Source organism: Roseivivax marinus (assembly GCF_900109705.1).
In the GTDB taxonomy this organism is placed as follows: domain Bacteria; phylum Pseudomonadota; class Alphaproteobacteria; order Rhodobacterales; family Rhodobacteraceae; genus Roseivivax; species Roseivivax marinus.
Genome location: NZ_FOAI01000010.1, coordinates 54847 through 77271, shown reverse-complemented (window position 1 = coordinate 77271; position 22425 = coordinate 54847). Strand labels below are relative to the sequence as shown.

Below are 22425 nucleotides of genomic sequence, written 5' to 3'. Positions count from 1 at the left end.
GCGATGGCGTCGCTCCGATCCCCGACCCTGTCCGTCCTGAACGCCGGGACCTTTCGGCACGCACGGCCGGGGTGGCCCGCCGTGGCGGCCGTTTCGGAGGGATACCCATGTCCGATCGTCCAACAAGCTACCGCTTTCACAACGGCGAAAAGGCGCCCCTGCCCTTCGCGCCCGAGGAATACGAGATGCGCCTTGCCGGGCTGCGCGCCATCCTCGCCGAGCGCGGGCTCGACGCCTGCCTGCTCACCTCGATGCACAACGTCGCCTACTATTCCGGCTTTCTCTACTGTTCGTTCGGGCGACCTTACGGCCTTGTCGTGACGCCCGAGCGGGCTGTCACCATCGGCGCGGGGATCGATGCGGGGCAGCCGTGGCGGCGCTGCCACGGCGACGCGATCACCTACACCGACTGGGCCCGCGACAACTTCTGGCGCGTGGTCGCGGACCTTGCCGGACATGGCCGGCGGATCGGGGTCGAGGGCGATCACCTGACGCTGGAGGCGCGCGGCAAGCTGGATGCCTTCCTCGCCCCCGTCGAGGTCGTTCCGATCCACGCCGAGACCATGCACCAGCGGATGCGCAAGTCGCCGGCCGAGATAACGCTGATACGTGCGGGCGCGGCCGTGGCCGATATCGGCGGCTACGCCATCCGCGACGCGATCCGCGAAGGCGCGCGCGAGATCGACGTCGCCATGGCCGGGCGCGACGCCATGGAGACCGCCATCGCCGAGCGCTTTCCGGACGCGGAATACCGCGACATCTGGGTCTGGTTCCAGTCGGGGCTGAACACCGATGGCGCCCACAACCCGGTCACCGCCCGGCGACTTCGGCGCGGCGACATCCTGAGCCTCAACACATTTCCGATGATCTCGGGCTACTACACGGCGTTGGAGCGCACCCTGTTCGTGGGCGAGGTCGACGATGCCTCGCGCGCGATCTGGGAGGCCAACGTGGCCGCCCACGAATTCGGCATGTCCCTTCTGAAGCCCGGCGCGCGGTGCTCGGACGTCACACGACAGATCAACGCCTTCCTCGCCGAGCGCGACCTTCTAGACCTGCGGACCTTCGGCTACGGGCATTCGTTCGGGGTGCTGTCGCACTACTACGGGCGAGAGGCCGGGCTGGAGCTGCGCGAAGACGTGGACACGGCGCTCGAACCCGGCATGGTCGTCTCGATGGAGCCGATGCTCACGGTCCCCGAGGGGCAACCCGGTGCCGGCGGCTACCGCGAGCACGACATCCTCGTGATCGGCGCGGACGGGGCCGAGAACATCACCGGCTACCCCTACGGACCGGCGTTCAACGTGGTTGGCTGAGTCGGGCGGCGGGCCGGCGCTGCCAGGCCGACGGCCCGCCGTCAAATCCGAGCAAAAAACTCGGATTGACTTGTCCGACATATTTGGTCAGGTTTTTACCAGCCACCCTGAGGCGTTTCGCCAGAGGGGAAGCCCGCATCTTGAATCATCCGGAGGACCGGCCATGTTCCGCGCCCATGTCGAGAGCTTGCGCGCTTTCCCAACCGAGCGACCCGCCTTCGCCACCGACGGCGAACCGCTTGGCATCTTTGGCCTCGAGGCCCTGATCGACCGCATCACGTGGCGGACGGCCCTGGGGGAGTGCCCATGCTGACCCGTCGCATCGAAACCGACAGCGCGCAGGAAGTGCCGCAACACGACGCAGAGGCGCTGACCGGTGGCGGCCCGCTGGCCCATATCCGGCTGGGCGACCAGGTCTACACCCTGCGCATCACCCGGCAGGGCAAGCTGATCCTGACCAAGTGACGCGCCCGCCGGCCAGCCAAACCTCTTTCGAAACAGCAGAACCGGGACAGACATGACACGGACCCTTACCGCCCTCGCCGCCCTCGTGGTGGCCAGCCCAGCCCTTGCCGACAAGGCCGGCGTGGTCACCACCTACGCCGACATCGCGCAGGCGGGATACGAGGACAGCCTGACCAGCGCGCAGCGCCTTCAATCCGCTGTCGAGGCACTGATCTCGGAGCCTTCGGCCACCACGCACCAGGCCGCGAAGGACGCGTGGCTCGCCGCGCGGGTGCCCTACCAGCAGACCGAGGTCTTCCGGTTCGGCAATCCCATCGTCGACGACTGGGAGGGCAAGGTGAACGCATGGCCGCTCGACGAGGGCCTGATCGATTATGTCGACGACTCGACGGTCATGGGCGGCGAGAATCGCTATGCCGAACTGAACGTCATCGCCAACGAAAGCTTCACGCTGTCGGGTGAAGAGGTCGACGCGGCCGAGATCACGCCCACGCTGCTGGAAGAGACGCTGCACGAGGCCGACGGCGTCGAGGCGAACGTGGCCACCGGCTACCACGCGATCGAATTCCTGCTCTGGGGCCAGGATCTCAACGGCACGGACCACGGCGCCGGAGAGCGGGCCTGGACCGACTTCGCCTCGGGCGAAGACTGCACGAACGGCAATTGCGACCGCCGCGGCGCATACCTTCAGGCCGCGACCGATCTTCTGGTCTCGGATCTCGAGTGGATGGCCGGCCAGTGGGCCGCGGATGGCGATGCCCGCGCCGCGGTGACCGAGGGTGCCGATGCCGGGCTGTCCGCAATGCTGACCGGCATGGGATCGCTGTCCTACGGCGAGCAGGCGGGCGAGCGCATGAAGCTCGGCGTCATGCTGAACGATCCCGAGGAAGAGCACGACTGCTTCTCGGACAATACGCACAACTCGCATTTCTACGACGGGCTCGGCATCCACAACGTCTACAACGGACGGTATGTGCGGATCGACGGCACCGTGGTCGAAGGCGACAGCCTGTCGGACCTTGTCGCAGAGGCCGACACTGACGTCGACGCGGCGCTCTCCGAGGATCTCGACCACACCATCCTTCAGATGGCCAAGCTCAAGGCCGCGGCGGAGGCGGGCTTCAGCTACGACCAGATGCTTGCCCGCGGCAATGAAGAGGGCGAGGCCCTGATCATGGCTTCGGTGGATGCGCTGGTGAAGCAGACCCGATCGATCGAGCGGGCGGTCACCGCGCTGGGACTGAACGACATCGGCTTTGCCGGTTCCGATAGCCTCGACGACCCGAACGCCGTCTTCCAGTGAATCGAGCAGGGACCGGGGCAGTTTGCCGCATTCGGCGGGCTGCCCCGGGCCATAAGTCAGCGACTGCGAACCCCACATCCAGGTCCGCCCGGACGGCGAGATGGAGACGACGCTCATGATGGTCTGCCACTGCATGGGAATCACCGACCGCGACATCAGGGCCGCGGTGGACTGGATGCGCGCCTCCGATCCCTCGACGATCGTCACCCCCGGCAAGGTCTACCGAGCGCTCGGCAAGAAGGCCGATTGCGGCGGCTGCCTTCCACACTTCATGGACACTCTGCGTCAATGCGATAGTTTCGCGGTGCCAGCCAACCTGCGCAATCTGAGGCGCGTGGTCGAGCCAGAGACATGGGACGTGGAGGTAAGATCGCATGAAGGGTGACACCAAGGTCATTGAGTATCTCAACAAGGCGCTCCGGAGCGAACTGACGGCCGTCAGCCAGTACTGGCTGCACTTTCGGCTTCAGGACGACTGGGGCTACGGCAAGATCGCGAAGAAGTCGCGCGAGGAAAGCATCGAGGAGATGCACCACGCCGACCGGCTGATCGAGCGGATCATCTTCCTCGAAGGGCATCCGAACCTCCAGAAGCTCGATTCGCTGCGCATCGGCGAGACGCTGAAAGAGACGCTCGAAGCGGATCTCGCGGCCGAGCATGACGCCCGCACGCTCTATATCGAGGCGCGCGACCACTGCGAAAGCGTCAAGGATTACGTCTCGAAGAACCTCTTCGAAGAACTGATCGCCGACGAGGAAGGTCATATCGACTACCTCGAGACGCAGCTCGACCTTTACGGCAAGCTTGGCGACGCCCAGTACGGACTGCTCAACGCGGTGTCCGCCGACGAGGCCGAAGGCCACGAATGACGCACGGATCGGGTCGCGGACCCTCGCGACCCGGCGCCATCCGGTGCAGCGGGTCCGCACACCCGGCCATTTCCGATTGAAGTAGTCAGGATTTCCTGTCATCGCATCGGTGTTCAAGGAACTGCCGCCATGCGATCCGTCACTCCCGTCATCCTTTTCATTTGCGCTGCCGTCGCCACGCAGGCCGCTTCGTCCGAATACGCAGCAGAGCCGCATCTTCCGATCGTTCCGCGCACCGCCGACGAAGCGGCACGTATCGACGCGGTGACCGCGCCGCCGACGGATTTCTCGGCGCCCGAGACATTCGAGGAAAACCCCGCCGGCGCGGCGACGGTCCGGGCGCGCACCACCGCCGACGCGTTCTCGCAATCCTCGGGCAACATCCCGTTCGAGCGCGAACTGGACTTCAAGGTCGGCAATGGCCTATTCAAGAAGCTCTGGGTGTCGTCGCCGTCCTCGACCAAGGCGTCGGACGGGCTGGGCCCGGTCTACAACGCCCGGTCGTGCCAGCGCTGCCACGTGAAGGATGGCCGCGGAAAGATGCCCGAAGACGACGGCGCGGGCCTGTTCCTGCGCCTTTCCGTGCCGCAGTCTGGACCCGCCGACAGCGAGATCGGCCGCTACCTCGAAGCGCTCGACGGAGACGTGCCCCGGGCGATGCCGCACCCGGTCTACGGCGCGCAGTTGCAGGACCACGCCGTGCAGGGGGTCCCGGCCGAAGGGCAGATGACCGTCCGCTACGAACACCGCGAGGTCGCCCTGTCCGGCGGAGACAGCGTCACGCTGCACGATCCGGCCTACGGCATCGAGGCGCCGGGCTATGGCCCCCTTGGCGACACCACGATGATCAGCCCGCGCCTCGCACCGCAGATGATCGGCCTCGGACTTCTCGAGGCGATTCCCGCGGCGGACATCCTCGCCAACGCCGACCCCTACGACGCCGACGGCGATGGCATCTCGGGGCGCGCGCAGATCGTCTGGTCGCACGAGTTCGACCGGCCGATGCTCGGCCGCTTCGGCTGGAAGGCGGGCAACCCGACGATCCGCGAACAGGCGGCCTCGGCCTTTGCCGGTGACATCGGGATCTCCTCGCCGCTGTTCACCGACGGGTTCGGCGAATGCACCGCGCGGCAGGACGCTTGCGTGACGGCCTTGCACGGCGACGGCGACGCCCGCGAGACCGAGATCGACGCAGAGGGTCTCGACCTTGTCACGTTCTACTCGCGCAACCTTGCCGTTCCGGCGCGGCGCGACATCGACGCTCCCGAGGTGCTGCGCGGCAAACAGGTGTTCCACGAAACCGGCTGTGCCTCCTGCCACACTCCGAAATTCGTCACCCACCGTCTGGAGGATCAGCCCGAGCAGAGCTTCCAGCTGATCTGGCCCATGACGGACATGCTGTTGCACGACATGGGGGACGGGCTTGCCGACAACCGGCCGGAGCTGCGGGCGACGGGCCGCGAATGGCGCACCGCACCGCTCTGGGGCCTGGGCATGACCCGACAGGTGAGCGGGGCCGAGCACTACCTTCACGACGGGCGCGCGCGCTCTATCCTCGAAGCCGTGATGTGGCACGGCGGTGAGGCCGAAGCCGCCAAGACACGCGTGGCCGAGATGCCCAAGCCCGACCGCGACGCCCTGATCCGTTACCTGGAGAGCCTGTGATGCGTGCCCTTCTTGCCTCGACCCTGATCCTTGCCGCCACCAGCGCGGCCCATGCCGGTGTCGAGGAGGCGGTGACCGACCACGCCCTGCCCGCGACCGAGGAGTTTGCCGAGGCGACGGCCGGTCTGGCCGATGCCGCCGAGGCGGACTGCACGGCCGAGGCGCTGCGCCCTGCGTGGAACGAAGCGTTCGACGCATGGCTCGGCCTCTCGCACCTGCGGTTCGGGCCGCTCGAAGAGGACAGCCGCGCACTGACCATCGCCTTCTGGCCCGACACGCGCGGCATGATCCCCCGTGCGCTCGGCGGGCTGATGGGGTCCGAGGACCCGGTGATCGACAGCGTCGACGGCTTCGCCGAGGTCTCGATCGCAGCGCGCGGCCTCTTCGGGATGGAACAGGTTCTCTATGCCGAGGACATGGCTGGCTACGACACCGAAAGCTATGCCTGCGGTCTGGCGCGGGCGCAGGCACGCGACCTCGCGCAGTTGGGCGAGGCGATCGCGGCGGACTGGGCGGACTTTGCCGAGACCGTCCGCACGGCCGGGCAGGACGGCAACGAGACGTTCCTGTCCGAGAGCGAGACGAAACAGGCGTTCTACACTGCTCTCACCACCGGGCTGGAATACATCGCCGACCAACGGCTCGGCCGGCCGCTCGGCAGCTTCGACGATCCGCGCCCCGACCGCGCCGAGGCGCGGCTGTCGGGCCGGTCCGTGCGCAACGTGACCCTGTCGCTGGAGGCCCTGCGCGAACTCACCCACGCCCTCACCCCCGGCGAGACGCCGCGGACCGACGAGGCCTTCGCCGCTGCGCTCGACACGGCGTCGCAGATCGAGGACGGCGACCTGTCCGGCGTGGCCGACCCGATGCGCCGCGTGCAGATCGAATCTCTGGCGCAGGAGGTGCGCGGCATCCGCAACGCCGCCGCCGACGAGGTCGGCCAGCCGCTTGGCGTCTCGGCCGGGTTCAATGCCACCGACGGCGACTGACACACCCGCAAGGAGCAACCGCCCATGACCACGCGCCGCGGTTTCATCGCCTCGCTTCTCGCCGCCTCGACCCTGCCGAAGCTCAGCTGGGCCGATGCCGGCGATCCCGCTTACCTCGGCGCGGCGCGCGATGCGTCCGGCGCCTATGCGCTGATCGGCCTCGGACCCGGAGGCGACCGGCGCTTCCGCCTGCCGCTGCCCGACCGGGGCCATGCCGCCGCCGCGCACCCAACCGCCCCCGAAGCCGTGGCCTTCGCCCGGAGACCGGGCACCTTCGCGCTGGTGATCGACTGCGCCGCGGGCCGGATCGCCCACAGGCTGGAGGCGCCCGATGGCCGGCACTTCTACGGACACGGCGCCTTCATCGCCGAGGGCACGATCCTGTGCACCACCGAGAACGAGATCGAGACCGGGCGCGGCAAGGTCGGACTCTGGTCCCGCTCCGAAGGCTATGCCCGGATCGGCGAGATCGACACAGGCGGCATCGGTCCGCACGAGATCCTCGCGCTCGACGGCGACGTGCTGGCGGTGGCCAATGGCGGCATCCGCACCCACCCCGACAGCGGGCGCGAGAAGCTGAACATCGACACCATGCAGCCGTCGCTGGTCTACCTCGATCCCAACGGCGGCCTGCTGGAGAAGGTCGAGCTCGACACCGATCTCTCGCGCAACTCGATCCGCCACATCGCCGCCGCGCCGGACGGCACCGTGGCCTTCGCGATGCAGTGGCAGGGTGACGAGATGACCCCGGTGCCGCTTCTGGGGCTGCACAAGCGGGGCGAGGCACCGCGCTTGCTCGAGGCCGATCTCGGAGAGCAGATGGCGATGAAGGGCTATGCCGGATCGGTCGCCATGTCCGCCGACGGGGGTTTCGCGGCAATCACGTCACCGCGGGGCGGCCGCATCCACCGCTTCGACACCGACACGGGCGCATGCACCGCGTTCCGCCGCGCCGATGTCTGCGGCATCGCCACGGCGCCCGAAGGCTTCACCGCCACCGATGGACGCGGCGGCGTGCTGCGCCTTGGCACCAACCTCGAACCGCTCGCGGCAGAGCCCGACTTCGCCTGGGACAACCATCTGGTGCGGATCGGGGCCTGACGCGAAAAAAGCCTTCCCGCCCCCTCGCGCCGCGCTGCGGCATCGGCTTAACGTGGCGCGGACATGAAACTCGGCACGATCACCTTCGGCACCGCTCTCGCGATCATGCTCGGCTGGCTCTTCTGGATGGGCAAGCCGATCCTGCTGCCTGTGCTGACGGCGATCATCTCGCTCTACGTGCTGTCGGCCGCGGCCTCGGCGCTCAAGCGCGTGCCGCTGGTCAACCTCCTGCCGCTCTGGGCGCTGCGGGTTATCGTCCTGCTGCTGTTCAGCGCGGCACTGGCGCTGCTGTTCTTCGGGCTGGTCGCGAACTTCAACCGTGTCGCCGGGGCCATTCCGGGGTACGAGCAGAACCTCGACGCGCTGGTCGGCCGCGCCGCGACAATGTTCGGAATCGAGGACGAGCCGAATTGGGCCATCGTGCGTGACAACACGCTGGGCCGCATCGACGTGGCCAGCTATCTCGCGCCGCTCGCCAATCAGATCCGGGGCGTCGGCGCGACGCTCTTCCTCGTGGTACTCTACGCCGCCTTCTTCTTCGCCGAGCGCGCGGTCTTTGCCGACAAGGTGTCGATCGCGCTCGGCGGCCTGCGCCGGGGGCGCAAGGCCGTCGACCTCGTGGACCGCATCAACACGCGGATCAGCGACTACCTGTTGGTGAAGACATTCGTGAACCTCGTCCTCGGCGCGGTGTCCTTCGCGATCATGTGGCTGATCGGGGTCGAGTTCGCGCTGTTCTGGGCGGTGCTGATCGCGTTCCTGAACTACGTGCCCTATTTCGGGTCGCTGATCGGCGTGCTGTTTCCGGTGCTCCTGAGCCTTGTGCAGTCCGGGTCGTTCGGTTTCGCGGCGCTGGCGCTCGCGACGTTGACCGTGGCGCAGGTCTACGTCGGCGCAGTGCTCGAGCCACGGCTCATGGGCCGCACGTTCAACCTGTCGCCGGCGGTCGTTCTGCTGGCGCTGGCCTTTTGGGGGGCGCTCTGGGGGATCGCCGGTGCGATCCTCGCCGTGCCGCTGACCGCAAGCCTCGTGATCGTGCTGGCCGAGATCGACGCCACGCGCCCCATCGCCGTGATGCTGTCCGCGCGGGGCCGCATATGAGCGCCGACGCCCTGGAAATTTTCCTCGTCTGCGCACCCGGGCTGGAGCCGCTCCTGGCCGAGGAGGCGCGCGAGAAGGGCTTTGCCCCGGCCGAGCCCGGTCCGGGTGGCGTGACCGTTTCGGGCGGATGGCCCGAGGTGTGGCGCGCGAACCTCGTCCTGCGCGGGGCCGCGCGGGTGCTGGTTCGGATCGGCGGCTTCCGGGTTCCCCACATCGCGCAGCTCGACAAGCGGGCGCGCAAGTTTCCGTGGACGGATGTCCTTCACCCCGGCACGGCAGTGCGGGTGGATGTGACCTGCCGGAAGTCCAAGATCTACCATGCCGGCGCGGCGACCCAGCGGATCGAGGATGCGCTCAAAGCGGCCGGCATGGTCGTGGACCGCGAGGCGCCAACCGTCCTGAAGACCCGGATCGAGGACGATTTCTGTCAGTTCAGTCTCGATTCCAGCGGCGAGCCCCTGCACCGGCGCGGCTTCAAGCAGGCCATCGGCAAGGCCCCCATGCGCGAGACGCTGGCGGCCCTGTTCCTGCGCGCCTGCAGCTACGATGGACGCGAGCCGGTGCTTGATCCGATGTGCGGCTCGGGCACCTTCCCGCTGGAGGCCGCCGAGATCGCCGCCGGGCTGCAACCCGGCCGTGCGCGCACCTTCGCCTTCGAGGACTTCGCGAGCTTCGACGCCGAGGCGTGGGCAGCGCTGAAGGCCCCCGCGCCGGAGCCGGAGAGCCCTCCGAGGTTCTTCGGATCGGATCGCGACCAGGGCGCGGTGCGGGGCGCTGCCGACAATGCCGGGCGCTCGGGTGTCGCCGCGCTTTGCCGCTTCGAGTGCCACCCGGTCAGCGAGGCGCGCCCGCCCGAGGGACCGCCCGGCCTTGTTATGGTGAACCCGCCCTACGGCGCGCGGATCGGCAACAAGAAGCTGCTCTACGCGGTTTACGGCGCGCTCGGCGAGACGCTCAAAACCCACTTCCGCGGTTGGCGCGTGGGTCTCGTCACCAGCGAACCGGCGCTTGCCAAGACCACCGGCCTGCCCTTCCGGCAACCCGGCCCGCCGGTGCCGCACGGCGGCCTGAAGATTCAGCTCTGGCAGACGCCGCCACTGCGCTGAGGCGCCTCAGATCCCGCACTGTTCGAGGAAGGCGAGCCGCGCCGCCCCGGTGCCGCGCATGTCGCCGGCCATGAAGACCTTGCGTGTCTGCGGCGAATCCAGCTCGAAGCTCTCGGCATTGCGGAAGAACTCGAGGTTGAAATCAGACACGGCGAGCGGCCCGGAAATGCCCGGCCCTTCCTGCACCACCCGGACGGGCCAGCGATCGGTCCGCCCGTCGGGCAACTTGACCCACATCATCAGCGAGTCGACCCCTTGGAACTCGGCCCCGTTGAGCGACCGGTCTTGAAGCCAAAGCTCCATGTCCTGTCCGCGCCGGCAGTAAATCCAAAGCTCGTAATTGCCCTGCTGGTAGACCGCCCGTGCGCGGCCGTCGGACTGGACGGTCTGCCAGGCAGCGAAGGCGGGAGAGACGAGGCACGTCAGTCCGACCGCCCCGAGGAAAAGGCGCAATGCTTGCATGGAAAATCACTCCTGAAAAATACGCGGACTTGTCCGCTGTCAGGAGCGTAGGGCCGAATCCTGTTTCCTGTCGACGCCCGCGACGCGACGCGCCGCACTGGCCGCAAGAAAAAGGGGTCCCGCCGTGACGGAGCCCCCGATTTGCGCAAACGGCTGGCCGATCACTCGGCGGGCGCGCACTCGCGGATGGCTTCGACGTCCGGACCGTTCGGCGTGCGGCCGAGGTTGAACGGCGCCGAGGCGTCACGCCAGCGAGCGTAGTCGTTCACGTACTCCATCATCGACAGGTAGACCTTGGCCGAGTTCTCGTTCTCGCACGCGGTCTCGACAATGACCTCGTTGGCCATCTGCTGCACCTGCGCGAGGGTCTCGTCGTCGTAGCGGGTGATCTCGATGCCCGCGTCCTGGAACTTCTGGTAGGCCTCGGTGGCGCGCTTCTCGGTGAAGGCGAGCGACCACAGCAGGGTGGCGTCAGCCGCGATCTCGAGCTTTTCCTGGGTCTCTTCCGAAAGAGCGTCCCAGGCCTGCTGGTTGATCATCACGCCGAAGACCGATGCGGACTGGTGCCAGCCCGGAGTGGCCCATGCGCTGGTGACCTGCTGGAAGCCGGCCGACCAGTCGACGTTCGGGGTCGAGAACTCGCCACCGTCGATCACGCCGCGCTCAAGCGCCTGGTAGATCTCGCCACCGGCCATCGACACCTGGTTGCCGCCGAGCTGCTCGAGAAGCTTGCCCTGCTCGAGGCCCGACACGCGGATGCGCTTGCCCTGCAGATCATCGAGCGTGACGATCGGCTCGTTGGTGCGGAAGCCGGACTCGTTGTTGGTGACGCCGTAGGGCAGGTACTTCATGCCGAACTGGCCGTAGATCTCGTCGTAGATCTCGGCGCCGCCCCATTCCTGGATCCAGTTCACGTAGTCCACGGCGTTGAACAGCGACGCGGTGGTTGCGAGCGGCGAGAATGCGGCGTCGCGGCCGGCCCAGTAGCCCGGCCAGTCGGCGCCGGCCTGGATCGTGCCGGATTCGACCGCGCCGAAGACCTCGCCCGACGGGACGAGCGCGCCACCCTCGTAGAACTCGATCTGGACTTCGTCGCCGGCCAGCTTGTTCACGAGGTCGACGAAGTGCTTGTCGGTCTCGATCAGTTCGAGGGACGAGGGCCACGTGGTGGTCATCGTCCAGGTTTCCTGCGCTGCGGCGACCGAGGCGGTCCCGGCGGCCAGTGCCACGCCCAGTGCGAGCGGTTTCATCGAATACATCAGTCTCTCTCCCTTAACTTGATGCGGATGACTCGTAGATGACGGAAGGCAGCCACGTCACCAGGCCGGGCACAAGCGCCATCAGCAGCGCCATGCCCACGATGAGCGCGATGAACGGCAGCACGCCCATGATGATATGGCTGGTCTTCACTTCCTTGGGGGCAATGGCCCTCAGGTAGAACAGCGCGTAGCCGAATGGTGGTGTCAGGAACGAGGTCTGCAGGACCACGGCCATGAGGCAGACGAACCACAGCAGGCTGATGCCCTCCATCTCCTGCACGATGGGCAGGAAGATCGGGAAGGACAGCAGCACGATGCCGGTCCAGTCGAGGAACGCGCCAAGGATGAACACGATGAACATCATCACCAGGATCAGCAGCCACGGCGCGAAGTCGAGCGCGCGGATCAGCTCCTGCGTGGCGCGCAGGCCGCCGGTGATGTTGAACACGCCGGTAAAGGCGGTGGCGCCGACGACGATGAACAGGATCATCGCCGAGGTTTTCCCGGTGTCGAGAAGCGCCTTGTAGAACGACGGCAGGGTGAAGCGCCCGCGCATGACCACGATCACCAGCGCGAGGATCGCGCCGATCGCCGAGGCTTCGGTCGCCGTCGCGATGCCCGCAAGCAGCGAGCCGAGGATGCCGAGGATCAGCACCAGAGGCGGCACGGCCTCGATCGCCAGCATCTTGAGCAACTGGGCCCGCGGCAGCTTCTCGTCGGGCTCGACAGACGGGGCCATGTCGGGACGCACCCGCGCCACGATCGCCACCCAGGCCGCGTAGAGGATGCCCAGCAGGACCCCGGGGATCATCGAACCGGCGAACAGCTCGCCCACCGAAAGCGGCGAGTAGGACGCCATCAGGATCAGCATGATCGACGGCGGGATCAGGATGCCGAGGCAGCCAGAGGCCGCGATCACGCCGGTGGTCAGCGTGGGCGAGTAGCCATAGCGCAGCATCGGCGTCAGGGCCATCACGCCCATGACCGTGATCGAGGCGCCGATGATACCGGTGGTCGCGGCCAGCAGGATCGAGATGAACACCACGGCCAGCGCAAGGCCGCCGCGGACATTCGACATCAGCAGGCGCAGCGATTCGAACATCTTGTCGGTCACGCCCGAGTTCGACAGGAACTGCGCCATCAGCACGAAGAGCGGAATGGCGATCAGGGTGAAGTTCGACAGGACGTCGCCAAAGATCCGGTTCACCACGATCCCGAGGACCATCGGCTTGCCCGCGATCAGCGCGCCGAGAACCGCGGTTCCCCCCAGAACGAACGACAGCGGGTGCCCCATGAAGAGCCCCAGCAGCAGGAGCCCGAACATCACGAGGGCAATGAGTTCAGGACCCATGATGCGTCTCCTCCACGAGTTCCGCGTCTTTCCAGTAGTAGTCGCCGATCAGAAGCTTCAGCACCTCGCTGATGCCCTGGATCAGCAGAAGACCCGCCGCGACCGTCATCGCCATCTTGAGCGGATAGACCGGCAGCTGCACCGCGCCGTAGGTGGTCTCGCCCTGCGCGTAGCTGCGCGCGGCGAACTCCCACGACCGCGTCAGGAAGACGTAGGTGAAGGGGAAGTAGAAGATCACGTAGCCGGCGATCTCGACGATCCGGCGGAACCCGTCGCTGAACGTCTCGGTCACCAGATCGACGCGGACGTGGCTTTGATGCTTGAGCGCGTAGCCCCCGAGCATGACGAAGTAGAACGCATACATCTGCGTCGTGACGTCGAAGGCCCACCGCGTCGGCGAGTTCAACGCGTAACGCATGACGACGTCGTAAAGAATGATGGCGGCGAACACGATCGAAAGGCAGGCCACGATTCGGCCCACAACCTCGTTGATCGCGTCCAGCGCGCGAATGACTGACTGCACGTGTCCCTCCCTTGCGCCTCTCCCGCGCAGGCCCCGCGTTCCGGGGCCGGACCGGCGGCGTCTGCAATCCCGGACCGGGACGTTACGCCGCCTTTGCATCCGCAGGCATACAGTGGGAACGTCCGAGCATCAATCTTGCCCGTGCGTCGCCAAGCGTTAGGTGCACGAGGTGCTACATCGAAAGGCAGGTCAATGGCGGAAAAGGCCCGCACCTTCGGCATCGTGGGACTGGGAAACTTCGGATCGACGGTCGCGACGGAACTGACTCGCTTCGGAAATCAGGTCATCGGAATCGACATCGACAAGGATCGCGTGTCGGCTCATGCCGACGAACTGTCCGAGACGATGATCGTAGACGCCCGCGACGACAAGGCGATCAAGGAAGCCGGGCTGGGCGACTGCGATGTCGCCGTCGTGGCGATGGGCTCGGATCTCGAGGCCTCGATCCTTGCGGCGATCAACCTCAAGCTTGCCGGGGTCGAGACGATCTGGGCCAAGGCCCGCACGAAAACCCACCATCGCATCCTGTCACGCCTCGGCGTCGACCGGATCATTCACCCCGAGGTGGAGGTTGGCCAGCACGTCGCGCAGGTGCTGCACAATCCGCTGATCCGAGACTACATCAGCCTCGGAAACGGGTTTTACGTGGTCAATTTCAAGGTGCCCGAAAGCCTCGAGGGTCAGACCGTCGAGGACCTGTCGTTGCTCGACGAGCACAACCTGCGCTGCATCGGGGTCATGCGCGGCACCGAATTCCTGAGCATGGACGGTCAGGGCTGCCAGTTCGAGCCCGACGACCTGATGCTGCTTCTGGGTCAGCGCCACGAGTTGCGCACCTTCGCCTCCAGTCTGTAACGCAGTGGCAGTCATCGGCATCCGCGCGGGCCTGAAGCGCCGCATCCTCAAGCTCTCGCCCCCGGCGCTGCTCGGGCTGTTCTACCTGTGCTTCGTGGCGATCGGCGCGGTGCTGCTGCGGCTGCCGTTCTCGAACCACGGCGACGTCTATTTCCTCGACGCGTTCTTCACGTCGATGTCGGCCGTCACCGTCACCGGGCTGACCGTGGTCGACACCGGCGGCGATTTCACCGTGATCGGACAGATCGTCATCGCGGCACTGATCCAGCTTGGCGGCCTCGGCATCATCACCTTCGCGGTCTTCGTACTCACCGCGCTCGGGGTGCCGGTGGGCCTGGGCCAGAGGCTGATGCTGCGCGAAGACCTCAACCAGTCGAACTTCGCCGACCTGTTCCAGCTGGTGAAGATGGTCTTCATCGTCGCGCTGGGGTGCGAGGCCGCGGGCACGGTACTGCTGGCCTCGGTCTTCGTGCCCGAGCTTGGGTGGTCGGACGGGCTGTGGTTTTCGATCTTCCACGCGGTGTCGGCCTTCAACAACGCGGGCTTCAGCCTCTGGCCCGACAGCCTGACCCGCTACGCGACAAATCCAATCGTGAACCTCGTGGTCCCGATCCTGTTCATTGTCGGCGGACTCGGCTTCGTGGTCCTGAACGACCTTTACCGCAAGCGGCGCTGGCGGCGGATGACCCTGCACACGAAGATCATGCTGACCGGAACGGGCGTGCTGATCCTGTTTGCGTGGGTGATGTTCGCCAGCCTGGAATGGTCAAACCGCGAGACGCTCGGCGCCTTCGACAGTTGGGGCGCGCGGATCATGGTCAGCTGGTTCCAGGCGGTCACTCCACGCACCGCGGGCTTCAACACGGTCGACTACGGCGAGGTGACCGACGCCACGGCGCTGATGACCATGACGCTGATGCTGATCGGGGCGGGCTCGACGTCGACCGCCGGCGGCATCAAGGTGACAACCTTCGCGGTGCTGATCCTCGCCACCATCGCGTTCTTCCGACGCCGGTCCGAGCTCAACTGCTTCGGCCGCAGTCTCGGGATCGACGAGGTGATGAAGGTGCTGGCGCTGACCGTGGTGTCGATCATCACGATCTTCGTGTCGCTCTTCGTGATCTCGATCACCCATGACGGCTCGTTCCGCGCACTGGCGTTCGAGGTCGCCTCGGCCTTCGGGACCGTGGGCCTCAGCATGGGCGCCACGGCCGAACTCGATACCACCGGGCGCATCGTCATCATGGCGGTGATGTTCTTCGGCCGCGTCGGGCCGTTGACGCTGGGCTTCTTCCTCGCCACCCACAGCCACGTCCGGGTGCGCTACCCGCCGGGGCAGGTCTTCCTCGGCTGAGGGGTTGCGCGGCCTCGTCCGGCCGCGCGAAACCGCTTTGCCTCAGCTGAGCGCGTTCAGCAGCGCGCGGGACGGCTCTCCGGTCGGTGCCATGCCGTTGCTCTGCTGGTAGGCACGGATCGCCGCCTCGGTCTTGGAGCCGAAGACACCGTCCGCCCCGCCCGCGTCGAAGCCGCGCCGGGTCAGGCCGCGCTGGATCGCCTGCCGGTCCTCGATCGTCAGGCCGTAGCGATCGGGCGCGAAGGAAGCCCGGATAGGACCGCCCCCGGCGATACGGTCCGACAGGTGCCCGACCCCGATCGCGTAGTTGTCCGAGTTGTTGTAACGCTTGATGACGTCGAAGTTGCGATAGACCCGGAAACGCGGCCCGCCCGGCTCGGGCTGGATCACGCGGCCACCGCTGCCCGGATTCGCCGCGGTGATCTCCTGCCCCCACGGCTCGCCGCGACGCCAGCCCATCTGCGACAGGTATGCCGCGGTCGAGGCCAGCCCGTCGGTCGGGTCCTCCGACCAGATGTCGCGCCGCCCGTCGCCGCGGAAATCCACCGCGTAGGACTGGTAGGTCGTCGGGATGAACTGGGTATGCCCCATCGCCCCGGCCCAGCTTCCGACAAGGCCCGAGGGCGTCGTGTCGCCGCGCGCAAGGATGCGGAGCGCCGCCAGGAGCTGGTTTTCGAAGAACGCGCCGCGGCGCCCGTCATAGGCCAGCGTCGAGGTCGCCGAGACGACGGGGATCTCGCCGCGCCGGGTGCCGTAGTTGCTCTCCATCCCCCAGACCGCGGCGACCACGTTGGCGGGAACGCCGTAGCGTGCCTCGATCTCGGACAGGAGCGACCGCCGCCGCGCGTACTGCGCGCGCCCGGCCGCAACCTTCTCGTCGTTCGCGACGATGGCGAGATAATCCTCGAGCGTGCGGCTGAATTCGGTCTGGTTGCGGTCACGCTCGACCACGCCGGGCAGGTAGCCCGCGCCACGAAAGCCCGCGTCGATCACACCGTCGGAAATGCCCGCGGACCGGGCCCGCGGCCGGAACGACGCCACCCAGGCATCCCATCCCGGGTTCGCCTGCGGCTGCAACATCGGGTCCGCCGCCGGGACCAGTGGCGCACGCACCGCGCCTCCGCCGCACCCCGAAAGAAGCGCCATCGACGCGCCGGCGCCCACGATCCAGCGTCTCGAAACTTGCATGTCCTGCCCCTGCCTGTGCTCTGCCTTTGACCCGAGTGTGACGTTGCCCGGCGTCCGGGACAAGCGGGCGCGGGCTCAGGACAGCGGCTCGACCAGCCAAGTGAGCACATGTCCGCCACCCGCCCGCCAGCGCAGGTCGTAGGTCCGGCCCGCGTGGTGCGCGCCGGTCAGGTCGCGCGTCAGACGCAGGGTGATCGTGCCAACGCCGACTGCGGTGATCTCTGCGGCGTCGAACCCGAAGAAGGAACAGACCTCGGGCCAGAGCGCCTTGTAGAGGCTCTCTTTCGCGGAAAAACCGAGGGTCGCGTCGCGCGGGCTGGGCAAGAGATCGCGCTCGTCCCCCGACAACGTCTCTTCGCACAAGGCCCGCAGGCGCGCGCCGTCCGGCACCGCCTCGATGTCCACGCCGATATGGCCCTCGCGGGCGATCGCGGCGACGGCCAACCCCTCGGTATGACTTATCGACCCGGTCATTCCGTCCGGCCATCGTGGCGCGCCCGACGTCTCGGACCCGATATCGACCCGGTTCAGGCCCAGCGCCGCCTGCGCCGCCACCACCGCGATGCGCCCCGACAGGTATCCGACCCGGCGCTTCGCCACCGCATGCGCGAGCCGGTCCGGAAACGGAATGCCGAAGGCATCGAAGGCGGTCGCGTCCCAGGCCTGCGGCGCGACCCGCGCGACGACCAGCGCGATGGTGTCTGATCCCGCCTCCAGCCGCTCCATTCCGATCAGGAACGGATGGGCGCCCCCGAAGACCCGTTCGGGCGGCAGGGGCGTGCCGCTCAGATCGTCAGCCACGGTGTGTCGCCCGCCTCTTCCAGCGTCCAGCGCGCGCGCCATTCGTCTCCGCCCCGCTCCAGCGTGAGGAAGTTGCGCTGCGCCGCGTAGACGCCGCCGCGTCCCGGCAGCGGCCGGATGCGGATCGGGTGCTCGGGAATGGGCGCTTCGCCAAGCCGGGCCAGCGTGCCCAGCACCCAGGCCCAGGCCTTGGGCGGTGCGCGGTGCGAAATGCCCGACGACACCAGCTGATGCACCGGCGCGGAATGACCCTTGAGCTCGGCCCGCACCGCCAGGTGAATCTCGCCGGAAATCGCCGTGACGCGGTGCCCAGCCGCCTCCAGCTCAAGCACCTTGTGCAGCATCCGGCACCATTCCTCTCGATGTGCATAGCTCTGCCACTGGTCGCGCAGGTCGTCCTCGTAGGTCTCCATCCGGCGGGTCAGTCGCATGGCCCGCTCGATCAGCGACAGCCGCGGCCCCAGAAGCGGCACCGACGACACCAGCAGCACCCGCGGCTCCAGCCCGTCGCAGGCGGCCTCGAACGCCGCCCAGCCCGCGTCTCCCATGATGCGGCTGCGCGTCCGCTCGCCGCGCAGATCGGGGGCCAGCACGCTGACACCGGGCAGGTCGCGGCGGAACGAAAGGCTGCGCCCCGTGGGGTCGAGGAACAGGTCCGGCACGTCCGCCTCGGTCGCCGCATGCTGATAGAGAAGGAACGCCTCGCGCGCCGCGGCGATCAGCGTCCGGCCCACGCCGGTCTCCTCCACCGCGCCCAGCGATCCCCACCCGTCGCAGATGTCATGGTCGTCCCACATCATGAGCGATGGCACCTCTGCCGCCAGCCGCGCGAAGCCCGGCGCAGTGTAGCTGATGCGATAGCGTTCGAGGAACCGCGCCCGGAGGTGAACTCGCAAACCGGCCAGGTCGGTATCCGACGCGGTTTCCGGACTGTCGTCCGGCCAGCCCTCCGAGAGCGGATGCCCGTGCGTTACCTCGTCGGCATAGACTTGATCGCCGCCGTGCAGAAGAAGCTGCAACCGCGTCTCGCCGTGCCGATCCGCCAGCCGCTTCCACATGGCATTGCGCTCGTCCCGGTCCCGGTCGAGGTCGCCGTTTTCTTCGCCGTTGCAGGACACGAACCCGATCCGCATGTCGCCGTCGTAGGCGGTATCGACCACGTGCGCCTGGCCGTCCGACTGGTAGACCGCCTCGATCCCGCGCGGCAGCTCGAAGCTCACCCGCCAGATGCGCTGCCCGTCGATGGTGGCGAGGAGCTCGGCCTCGTGATCGCGCCCTTCCGCCACCAGTCGCGGCGCGGCCTCACCCTCGGGGCGGGCATAGACGGCGGCAAGGCGAACGACGCGCGGGGCAACCTCGCGCAGGATGAGAACCGGGCCGAACGACACGTGGCGCCTCCTGAAGGCTTCGCCGCGACGACATGCCGGGGCTCGACGCCAACGTAGTCGCCTGCCCGCGCGCCGCAACGGCGGGGTGCGCTTGATGGCGACGGACAGCTTGCCTAAGGGTAAGAGGCGGACCCCAGCGCGACCCGGCCCGCCGTCCATCAGGAGCTTCATGTCCGCCGATTCCGACCAAGACCACGACGCCGCGACCCCGCGCCGCGGACGCCCCCGTGCGCTGACCCCCGACGAGCGGCGCGACCTGATCCTCGACGCGCTTCAGGCAGTGTTCGACCGCTCCGGCATGGCCGGCACGACCATGTCCGCCGTGGCGACCGAAGCCGGCATGTCCAAGCGCACGCTCTACGCGGTGTTCGACGACCGCGCCGCCCTTCTCGAGGCGTTCACCGAGCGCCACATGTCGCGCGCGGTGCACAGGCTCGATCCGGAGGAACAGGCGCTGCCGCTGGCCAGCCGCCTGCGCCTTCTGATGGCCCCGTCCGAAGCCACCCGCGCACTGAACCTGCCGTTCGCTATCCTGCGCACGATCATCGCCGAGGCATCCGAGCGACCCGATATGGCCCGGCGCATCTTCGCCCGCGGTATGCCGGCCCTTCGCGCCGCGGTGGCGGTGGAGCTCGACAGGGCGAACACCCGCGGCGAGGCGCACATCGAAGATACCGAGGCCGCCGCCGCGCTTCTTGCCGACATGGCGCGCCCCTCACCGCTCGACCGTCTGGTCGATCCGGCGAAACCAATGGACTTCGAGGCCATCGAGGCTCGCTTCGACTTCGGCCTCAGGGTGTTCCTGCGCGGCATCGGCGCCGCCGAGGACTGACCTCGCCGCACTCCAGGGCGCGCCCGCCCGGCTTTTCTTCTAGGCGAAAATATCCCGGAAATCCGGGGGCGCGCGGCCCGCGGCGTTCTCATCGGGGCGCGGCGTTCAGACTTCGACCTCGACCTTGCCGATCGGGTTTGAGCAGCAGGCGAGGATGTAGCCCTCCGCGATGTCCTCGTCCGAGATACCGCCGTTATGGACCATGTGCACCTCTCCCGAGGTCTTGCGGACCTTGCAGGTGCCGCAGAGACCGAAAGTGCAGCCTGACGGCAGGTTCAGCCCGGCACCCTTGGCAACGTTGAGGATGGTGTCGGTCTCGTGGCAAGGCGCCGTGACGCCCGACTTGGCGAAGACCACCTCGGCCGCGGCGCTTTCGTCCGGGACGAGGTCGTCGAACTCGGTCAGCTCGGCACGGCTTTCGGCCGGGGCGCTGAAGCTTTCCTGGTGATAATTCTCCATGTCGTAGCCCAGCGAGATCAGCATCTCGCGTACGCCCTCCATGAAGCCTTCGGGCCCGCAGCAATAGACTTCGCGCTCGAGGTAGTCTGGCACCATCAGGCCCAGCATCAGCGCCGAAAGCCGCCCGCGATAGCCGGTCCAGACGGTGTAGGGGTCGTCATCATCCACGACGAAGTGAAGCTTCAGACCCGAGGTCCGGCTTGCCATGTACTCGAGCTTTTGCCGGAAGATGATGTTCTGCGGCGACTGCGCGCAGTGCACGAAGGCGATGTCGGGCTCTTCGCCGCGTTCCCACAGGAACGACGACATCGACATCATCGGGGTGACCCCCGACCCGGCCGAGATGAACAGGTAGCGCCCGTCCGGCTGCGGCGGCACATGGAAGTGGCCCGCCGGACCGTAGGCGCGGATCCGCATCCCCGGCCGCAGGTTGTCGAGCATCCAGCGGGTGCCGATGCTGTCGGCCTGCGCCTTGACCGTCACGGTGATGAAGGCCTGCGTCGAGGGTGACGACGAGATCGTGTAGGTGCGCTGCACGTTGCCGCCGGGCACCGGCAGGTCGAGCGTGATGAACTGCCCCGCCCGGAAGTGGAACCGCGCGCCCGAGGGCGGACGGAAGGCAAAGCTCATCACGTTCGGTGCCTCGGGCACCGTTGCGACGCACTCCAGCTCTTCGCTGTCCGCCCAGACGGGCGAATCCTGACGGGGCATCGGTATCATGTTGTGTCGTCCGATCGGTCTTTACTCGGCTGCGAGCATGGCGCGGCCGGTCAGCCGCTCCTGCAGGGTGCGGGCGTACCAGTCCACGAACTGGATCACGCCGGATTCGTGCTGCTGCGAATAGGGGCCGGGGACGTAGGCGGGCGAATTCACGCCGCGCTGGTTCTCCTCCACGATGGCACGGTCCTCGTCGTTGGTGTGGATCCAGACCTCGGTCAGCTTCTCGAGGTCGTAGTCCACGCCTTCGACCGCGTCCTTGTTGACGAGCCACGTGGTCGAAACCTCGGTCTGGGTCGGCGAGATCGGCGTCATGCGGAACACGAGGCAGTTGTCGGACAGGAAGTGGTTCCAGCTCGACGGGTAGTGGTAGACGAGGCAGCTGCCCGCGTCGTCGAACGGGACCCGGCCCGTGCGCTTGGAGACGGCAGGCTTGCCGTCCATCGTGTAGGACGAGGCATTGCCGACGAACGGGATGCGGACGAACCGCCACTGGGTGTCGGGCGCGGCCTTGAAGGCCGACGGCATGCCGGCATCCTCGCACTTCTTGATGTGATCGCGCAGCGCCGGAGCCTGTTCGTTCGGATTGGTGCCGAACACCTTGGGATCCTCGGGGAAGGTGCGGCACAGCGACGGGTGCGAGCCCGCGCAGTGATAACACTCGCGGTTGTTCTCCATCACGAGCTTCCAGTTGCCCTGCTCGACGATGTTGGACTGGTAGGCGACCTTGAGGTTCTTCATGTCGTGCGGGCCGGCATAGGCCTCCGCCGCCTCGAGGAACGGGGTCACGTCCGGCGCGTGCTCGGCCAGGCAGATCAGGATGAGGCCGCCGGCCTCTTCGCAATGGACGGTCTTGAGGCCGTGCTTGGACGGGTCGAAGTCCGGGCCCATGTCGCGCGCCCACAGCAGCCGGCCGTCAAGCTCGTAGGTCCACTGGTGGTAGGGGCAGACGAGTTTCGGGTTGGTGCCCTTGGCGGCCGAGCAGATGCGGCTGCCGCGGTGACGGCACGAATTGTGGAAGGCCCGCGCCACGCCGTCGTGGCCGCGGACGAGAATCACCGAGTATGCGCCGATCTGGCGGGTCACGTAGTTGCCGGGCTTCGGCAGTTCTGCGGAGGCTGCGCTGATGAGCCAGTCGCGATACCAGATCCGCTGCATGTCGACCTCGAAGAGGCCCGGATCGGTGTAGAAATCCCGCGCGAGCGAGTGTCCCGGCTGGCGCTGGAGGAGAAGGGAAAGAACGTCGGCATCGCGTAGCATGGGCGCACCTGCACTCAGGAATTGGAACTGATCCTGATCCCGTGTGATGAAGATGACGCTA

At 67.4% G+C, this 22425-nt stretch carries 23 protein-coding genes; 14 read left to right on the top strand and 9 right to left on the bottom strand.

Annotated features, from left to right (window positions below):
* Positions 1 to 107 precede the first annotated feature (107 nt).
* The 11 genes from BMX29_RS13415 (at position 108) to BMX29_RS13370 (ending at position 9915) form a co-directional block, all read left to right on the top strand.
* Complete coding sequence (locus tag BMX29_RS13415; RefSeq protein ID WP_092813622.1) at positions 108 to 1316, top strand: aminopeptidase P family protein; 1209 nt, start codon at positions 108 to 110, stop codon at positions 1314 to 1316.
* 163 nt (positions 1317 to 1479) lie between these two features.
* Positions 1480 to 1629 carry a hypothetical protein gene (locus tag BMX29_RS19255; RefSeq protein WP_157835880.1) on the top strand — a complete coding sequence of 50 codons (150 nt, stop codon included), beginning with the start codon at positions 1480 to 1482 and terminating at the stop codon, positions 1627 to 1629.
* Positions 1623 to 1781, top strand: a complete 159-nt coding sequence (gene hemP / locus BMX29_RS13410; RefSeq protein WP_081749730.1) for a hemin uptake protein HemP — start codon at positions 1623 to 1625, stop codon at positions 1779 to 1781. The genes BMX29_RS19255 and hemP overlap by 7 nt, the downstream gene beginning before the upstream one ends.
* 52 nt (positions 1782 to 1833) lie before the next feature.
* Complete coding sequence (locus BMX29_RS13405) at positions 1834 to 3084, top strand: imelysin family protein (protein WP_092813619.1); 1251 nt, start codon at positions 1834 to 1836, stop codon at positions 3082 to 3084.
* Between the two features lie 115 nt (positions 3085 to 3199).
* The gene (locus tag BMX29_RS13400) at positions 3200 to 3469 is read left to right on the top strand and encodes a (2Fe-2S)-binding protein (RefSeq protein ID WP_092813731.1); all 270 of its coding nucleotides are present in this window, start codon (positions 3200 to 3202) and stop codon (positions 3467 to 3469) included.
* Positions 3459 to 3953 carry a bacterioferritin gene (gene bfr / locus BMX29_RS13395; protein WP_043844283.1) on the top strand — a complete coding sequence of 165 codons (495 nt, stop codon included), beginning with the start codon at positions 3459 to 3461 and terminating at the stop codon, positions 3951 to 3953. The genes BMX29_RS13400 and bfr overlap by 11 nt, the downstream gene beginning before the upstream one ends.
* 129 nt (positions 3954 to 4082) lie before the next feature.
* Positions 4083 to 5618, top strand: a complete 1536-nt coding sequence (locus tag BMX29_RS13390) for a di-heme oxidoreductase family protein (protein WP_092813617.1) — start codon at positions 4083 to 4085, stop codon at positions 5616 to 5618.
* Entirely contained in the window at positions 5618 to 6607 is a 990-nt protein-coding gene (locus BMX29_RS13385) for an imelysin family protein (RefSeq protein WP_092813614.1), read from the top strand. Before BMX29_RS13390 ends, BMX29_RS13385 begins: the two co-directional genes overlap by 1 nt.
* Before the next feature lie 24 nt (positions 6608 to 6631).
* Positions 6632 to 7708: a DUF1513 domain-containing protein gene (locus BMX29_RS13380; protein WP_092813612.1), complete on the top strand. Its 1077-nt coding sequence runs from the start codon at positions 6632 to 6634 to the stop codon at positions 7706 to 7708.
* A 63-nt stretch (positions 7709 to 7771) separates the two neighbouring features.
* Positions 7772 to 8809, top strand: a complete 1038-nt coding sequence (locus tag BMX29_RS13375; protein ID WP_051487678.1) for an AI-2E family transporter — start codon at positions 7772 to 7774, stop codon at positions 8807 to 8809.
* Positions 8806 to 9915, top strand: a complete 1110-nt coding sequence (locus BMX29_RS13370; protein WP_092813610.1) for a THUMP domain-containing class I SAM-dependent RNA methyltransferase — start codon at positions 8806 to 8808, stop codon at positions 9913 to 9915. The genes BMX29_RS13375 and BMX29_RS13370 overlap by 4 nt, the downstream gene beginning before the upstream one ends.
* Positions 9916 to 9921: 6 nt before the next feature.
* Here BMX29_RS13370 and BMX29_RS13365 read toward each other — a convergent pair whose 3' ends face one another.
* The 4 genes from BMX29_RS13365 to BMX29_RS13350 all read right to left on the bottom strand — a co-directional run bounded on the left by BMX29_RS13365 (position 9922) and on the right by BMX29_RS13350 (position 13510).
* A complete protein-coding gene (locus tag BMX29_RS13365; protein WP_043844275.1) occupies positions 9922 to 10377 on the bottom strand; it encodes a hypothetical protein in 456 nt (151 codons plus the stop codon).
* 161 nt (positions 10378 to 10538) lie between these two features.
* The gene (gene dctP, locus BMX29_RS13360; protein ID WP_043844272.1) at positions 10539 to 11636 is read right to left on the bottom strand and encodes a TRAP transporter substrate-binding protein DctP; all 1098 of its coding nucleotides are present in this window, start codon (positions 11634 to 11636) and stop codon (positions 10539 to 10541) included.
* A 13-nt stretch (positions 11637 to 11649) separates the two neighbouring features.
* On the bottom strand, positions 11650 to 12987 hold the full coding sequence (locus BMX29_RS13355) for a TRAP transporter large permease (RefSeq protein ID WP_175471191.1): 1338 nt from the start codon (positions 12985 to 12987) through the stop codon (positions 11650 to 11652).
* Positions 12977 to 13510, bottom strand: a complete 534-nt coding sequence (locus tag BMX29_RS13350; RefSeq protein ID WP_240092722.1) for a TRAP transporter small permease subunit — start codon at positions 13508 to 13510, stop codon at positions 12977 to 12979. The genes BMX29_RS13355 and BMX29_RS13350 overlap by 11 nt, the downstream gene beginning before the upstream one ends.
* Positions 13511 to 13702: 192 nt before the next feature.
* Between BMX29_RS13350 and BMX29_RS13345 the strand changes: the two genes are divergently transcribed.
* Both BMX29_RS13345 and BMX29_RS13340 read left to right on the top strand, forming a co-directional pair.
* Positions 13703 to 14365 carry a potassium channel family protein gene (locus BMX29_RS13345; RefSeq protein WP_092813604.1) on the top strand — a complete coding sequence of 221 codons (663 nt, stop codon included), beginning with the start codon at positions 13703 to 13705 and terminating at the stop codon, positions 14363 to 14365.
* A gap of 4 nt (positions 14366 to 14369) precedes the next feature.
* Positions 14370 to 15719, top strand: coding sequence for a TrkH family potassium uptake protein (locus tag BMX29_RS13340; protein ID WP_244889236.1), 1350 nt, complete (start codon positions 14370 to 14372; stop codon positions 15717 to 15719).
* 42 nt (positions 15720 to 15761) lie between these two features.
* Here BMX29_RS13340 and BMX29_RS13335 read toward each other — a convergent pair whose 3' ends face one another.
* The 3 genes from BMX29_RS13335 to BMX29_RS13325 form a co-directional block, all read right to left on the bottom strand.
* Complete coding sequence (locus BMX29_RS13335) at positions 15762 to 16907, bottom strand: lytic murein transglycosylase (protein WP_043844266.1); 1146 nt, start codon at positions 16905 to 16907, stop codon at positions 15762 to 15764.
* Between the two features lie 75 nt (positions 16908 to 16982).
* Positions 16983 to 17708 carry a 4'-phosphopantetheinyl transferase family protein gene (locus BMX29_RS13330; protein ID WP_139197009.1) on the bottom strand — a complete coding sequence of 242 codons (726 nt, stop codon included), beginning with the start codon at positions 17706 to 17708 and terminating at the stop codon, positions 16983 to 16985.
* Positions 17693 to 19096, bottom strand: a complete 1404-nt coding sequence (locus BMX29_RS13325; protein ID WP_244889235.1) for an alkaline phosphatase D family protein — start codon at positions 19094 to 19096, stop codon at positions 17693 to 17695. The genes BMX29_RS13330 and BMX29_RS13325 overlap by 16 nt, the downstream gene beginning before the upstream one ends.
* A gap of 169 nt (positions 19097 to 19265) precedes the next feature.
* Here BMX29_RS13325 and BMX29_RS13320 point away from each other — a divergent pair, with 169 nt between their 5' ends.
* Positions 19266 to 19928: a TetR/AcrR family transcriptional regulator gene (locus BMX29_RS13320; RefSeq protein WP_175471190.1), complete on the top strand. Its 663-nt coding sequence runs from the start codon at positions 19266 to 19268 to the stop codon at positions 19926 to 19928.
* Positions 19929 to 20033: 105 nt separating this feature from the next.
* Here the strand turns inward: BMX29_RS13320 and BMX29_RS13315 are convergent, their stop codons facing one another.
* Entirely contained in the window at positions 20034 to 21098 is a 1065-nt protein-coding gene (locus tag BMX29_RS13315) for an FAD-binding oxidoreductase (protein ID WP_217644388.1), read from the bottom strand.
* A gap of 30 nt (positions 21099 to 21128) precedes the next feature.
* Positions 21129 to 22364 carry an aromatic ring-hydroxylating oxygenase subunit alpha gene (locus BMX29_RS13310; RefSeq protein WP_043844259.1) on the bottom strand — a complete coding sequence of 412 codons (1236 nt, stop codon included), beginning with the start codon at positions 22362 to 22364 and terminating at the stop codon, positions 21129 to 21131.
* Between the last annotated feature and the right edge of the window lie 61 nt (positions 22365 to 22425).

Excerpts from the sequence above, each read along its gene's own strand:
- BMX29_RS13415 (WP_092813622.1), top strand. The coding sequence starts at position 108 with ATGTCCGATCGTCCAACAAGCTACCGCTTTCACAACGGCGAAAAGGCG.
- BMX29_RS19255 (WP_157835880.1), top strand. The coding sequence starts at position 1,480 with ATGTTCCGCGCCCATGTCGAGAGCTTGCGCGCTTTCCCAACCGAGCGA.
- hemP (WP_081749730.1), top strand. The coding sequence starts at position 1,623 with ATGCTGACCCGTCGCATCGAAACCGACAGCGCGCAGGAAGTGCCGCAA.
- BMX29_RS13405 (WP_092813619.1), top strand. The coding sequence starts at position 1,834 with ATGACACGGACCCTTACCGCCCTCGCCGCCCTCGTGGTGGCCAGCCCA.
- BMX29_RS13400 (WP_092813731.1), top strand. The coding sequence starts at position 3,200 with ATGATGGTCTGCCACTGCATGGGAATCACCGACCGCGACATCAGGGCC.
- bfr (WP_043844283.1), top strand. The coding sequence starts at position 3,459 with ATGAAGGGTGACACCAAGGTCATTGAGTATCTCAACAAGGCGCTCCGG.
- BMX29_RS13390 (WP_092813617.1), top strand. The coding sequence starts at position 4,083 with ATGCGATCCGTCACTCCCGTCATCCTTTTCATTTGCGCTGCCGTCGCC.
- BMX29_RS13385 (WP_092813614.1), top strand. The coding sequence starts at position 5,618 with ATGCGTGCCCTTCTTGCCTCGACCCTGATCCTTGCCGCCACCAGCGCG.
- BMX29_RS13380 (WP_092813612.1), top strand. The coding sequence starts at position 6,632 with ATGACCACGCGCCGCGGTTTCATCGCCTCGCTTCTCGCCGCCTCGACC.
- BMX29_RS13375 (WP_051487678.1), top strand. The coding sequence starts at position 7,772 with ATGAAACTCGGCACGATCACCTTCGGCACCGCTCTCGCGATCATGCTC.
- BMX29_RS13370 (WP_092813610.1), top strand. The coding sequence starts at position 8,806 with ATGAGCGCCGACGCCCTGGAAATTTTCCTCGTCTGCGCACCCGGGCTG.
- BMX29_RS13365 (WP_043844275.1), bottom strand. The coding sequence starts at position 10,377 with ATGCAAGCATTGCGCCTTTTCCTCGGGGCGGTCGGACTGACGTGCCTC.
- dctP (WP_043844272.1), bottom strand. The coding sequence starts at position 11,636 with ATGTATTCGATGAAACCGCTCGCACTGGGCGTGGCACTGGCCGCCGGG.
- BMX29_RS13355 (WP_175471191.1), bottom strand. The coding sequence starts at position 12,987 with ATGGGTCCTGAACTCATTGCCCTCGTGATGTTCGGGCTCCTGCTGCTG.
- BMX29_RS13345 (WP_092813604.1), top strand. The coding sequence starts at position 13,703 with ATGGCGGAAAAGGCCCGCACCTTCGGCATCGTGGGACTGGGAAACTTC.
- BMX29_RS13335 (WP_043844266.1), bottom strand. The coding sequence starts at position 16,907 with ATGCAAGTTTCGAGACGCTGGATCGTGGGCGCCGGCGCGTCGATGGCG.
- BMX29_RS13320 (WP_175471190.1), top strand. The coding sequence starts at position 19,266 with ATGTCCGCCGATTCCGACCAAGACCACGACGCCGCGACCCCGCGCCGC.
- BMX29_RS13315 (WP_217644388.1), bottom strand. The coding sequence starts at position 21,098 with ATGCCCCGTCAGGATTCGCCCGTCTGGGCGGACAGCGAAGAGCTGGAG.
- BMX29_RS13310 (WP_043844259.1), bottom strand. The coding sequence starts at position 22,364 with ATGCTACGCGATGCCGACGTTCTTTCCCTTCTCCTCCAGCGCCAGCCG.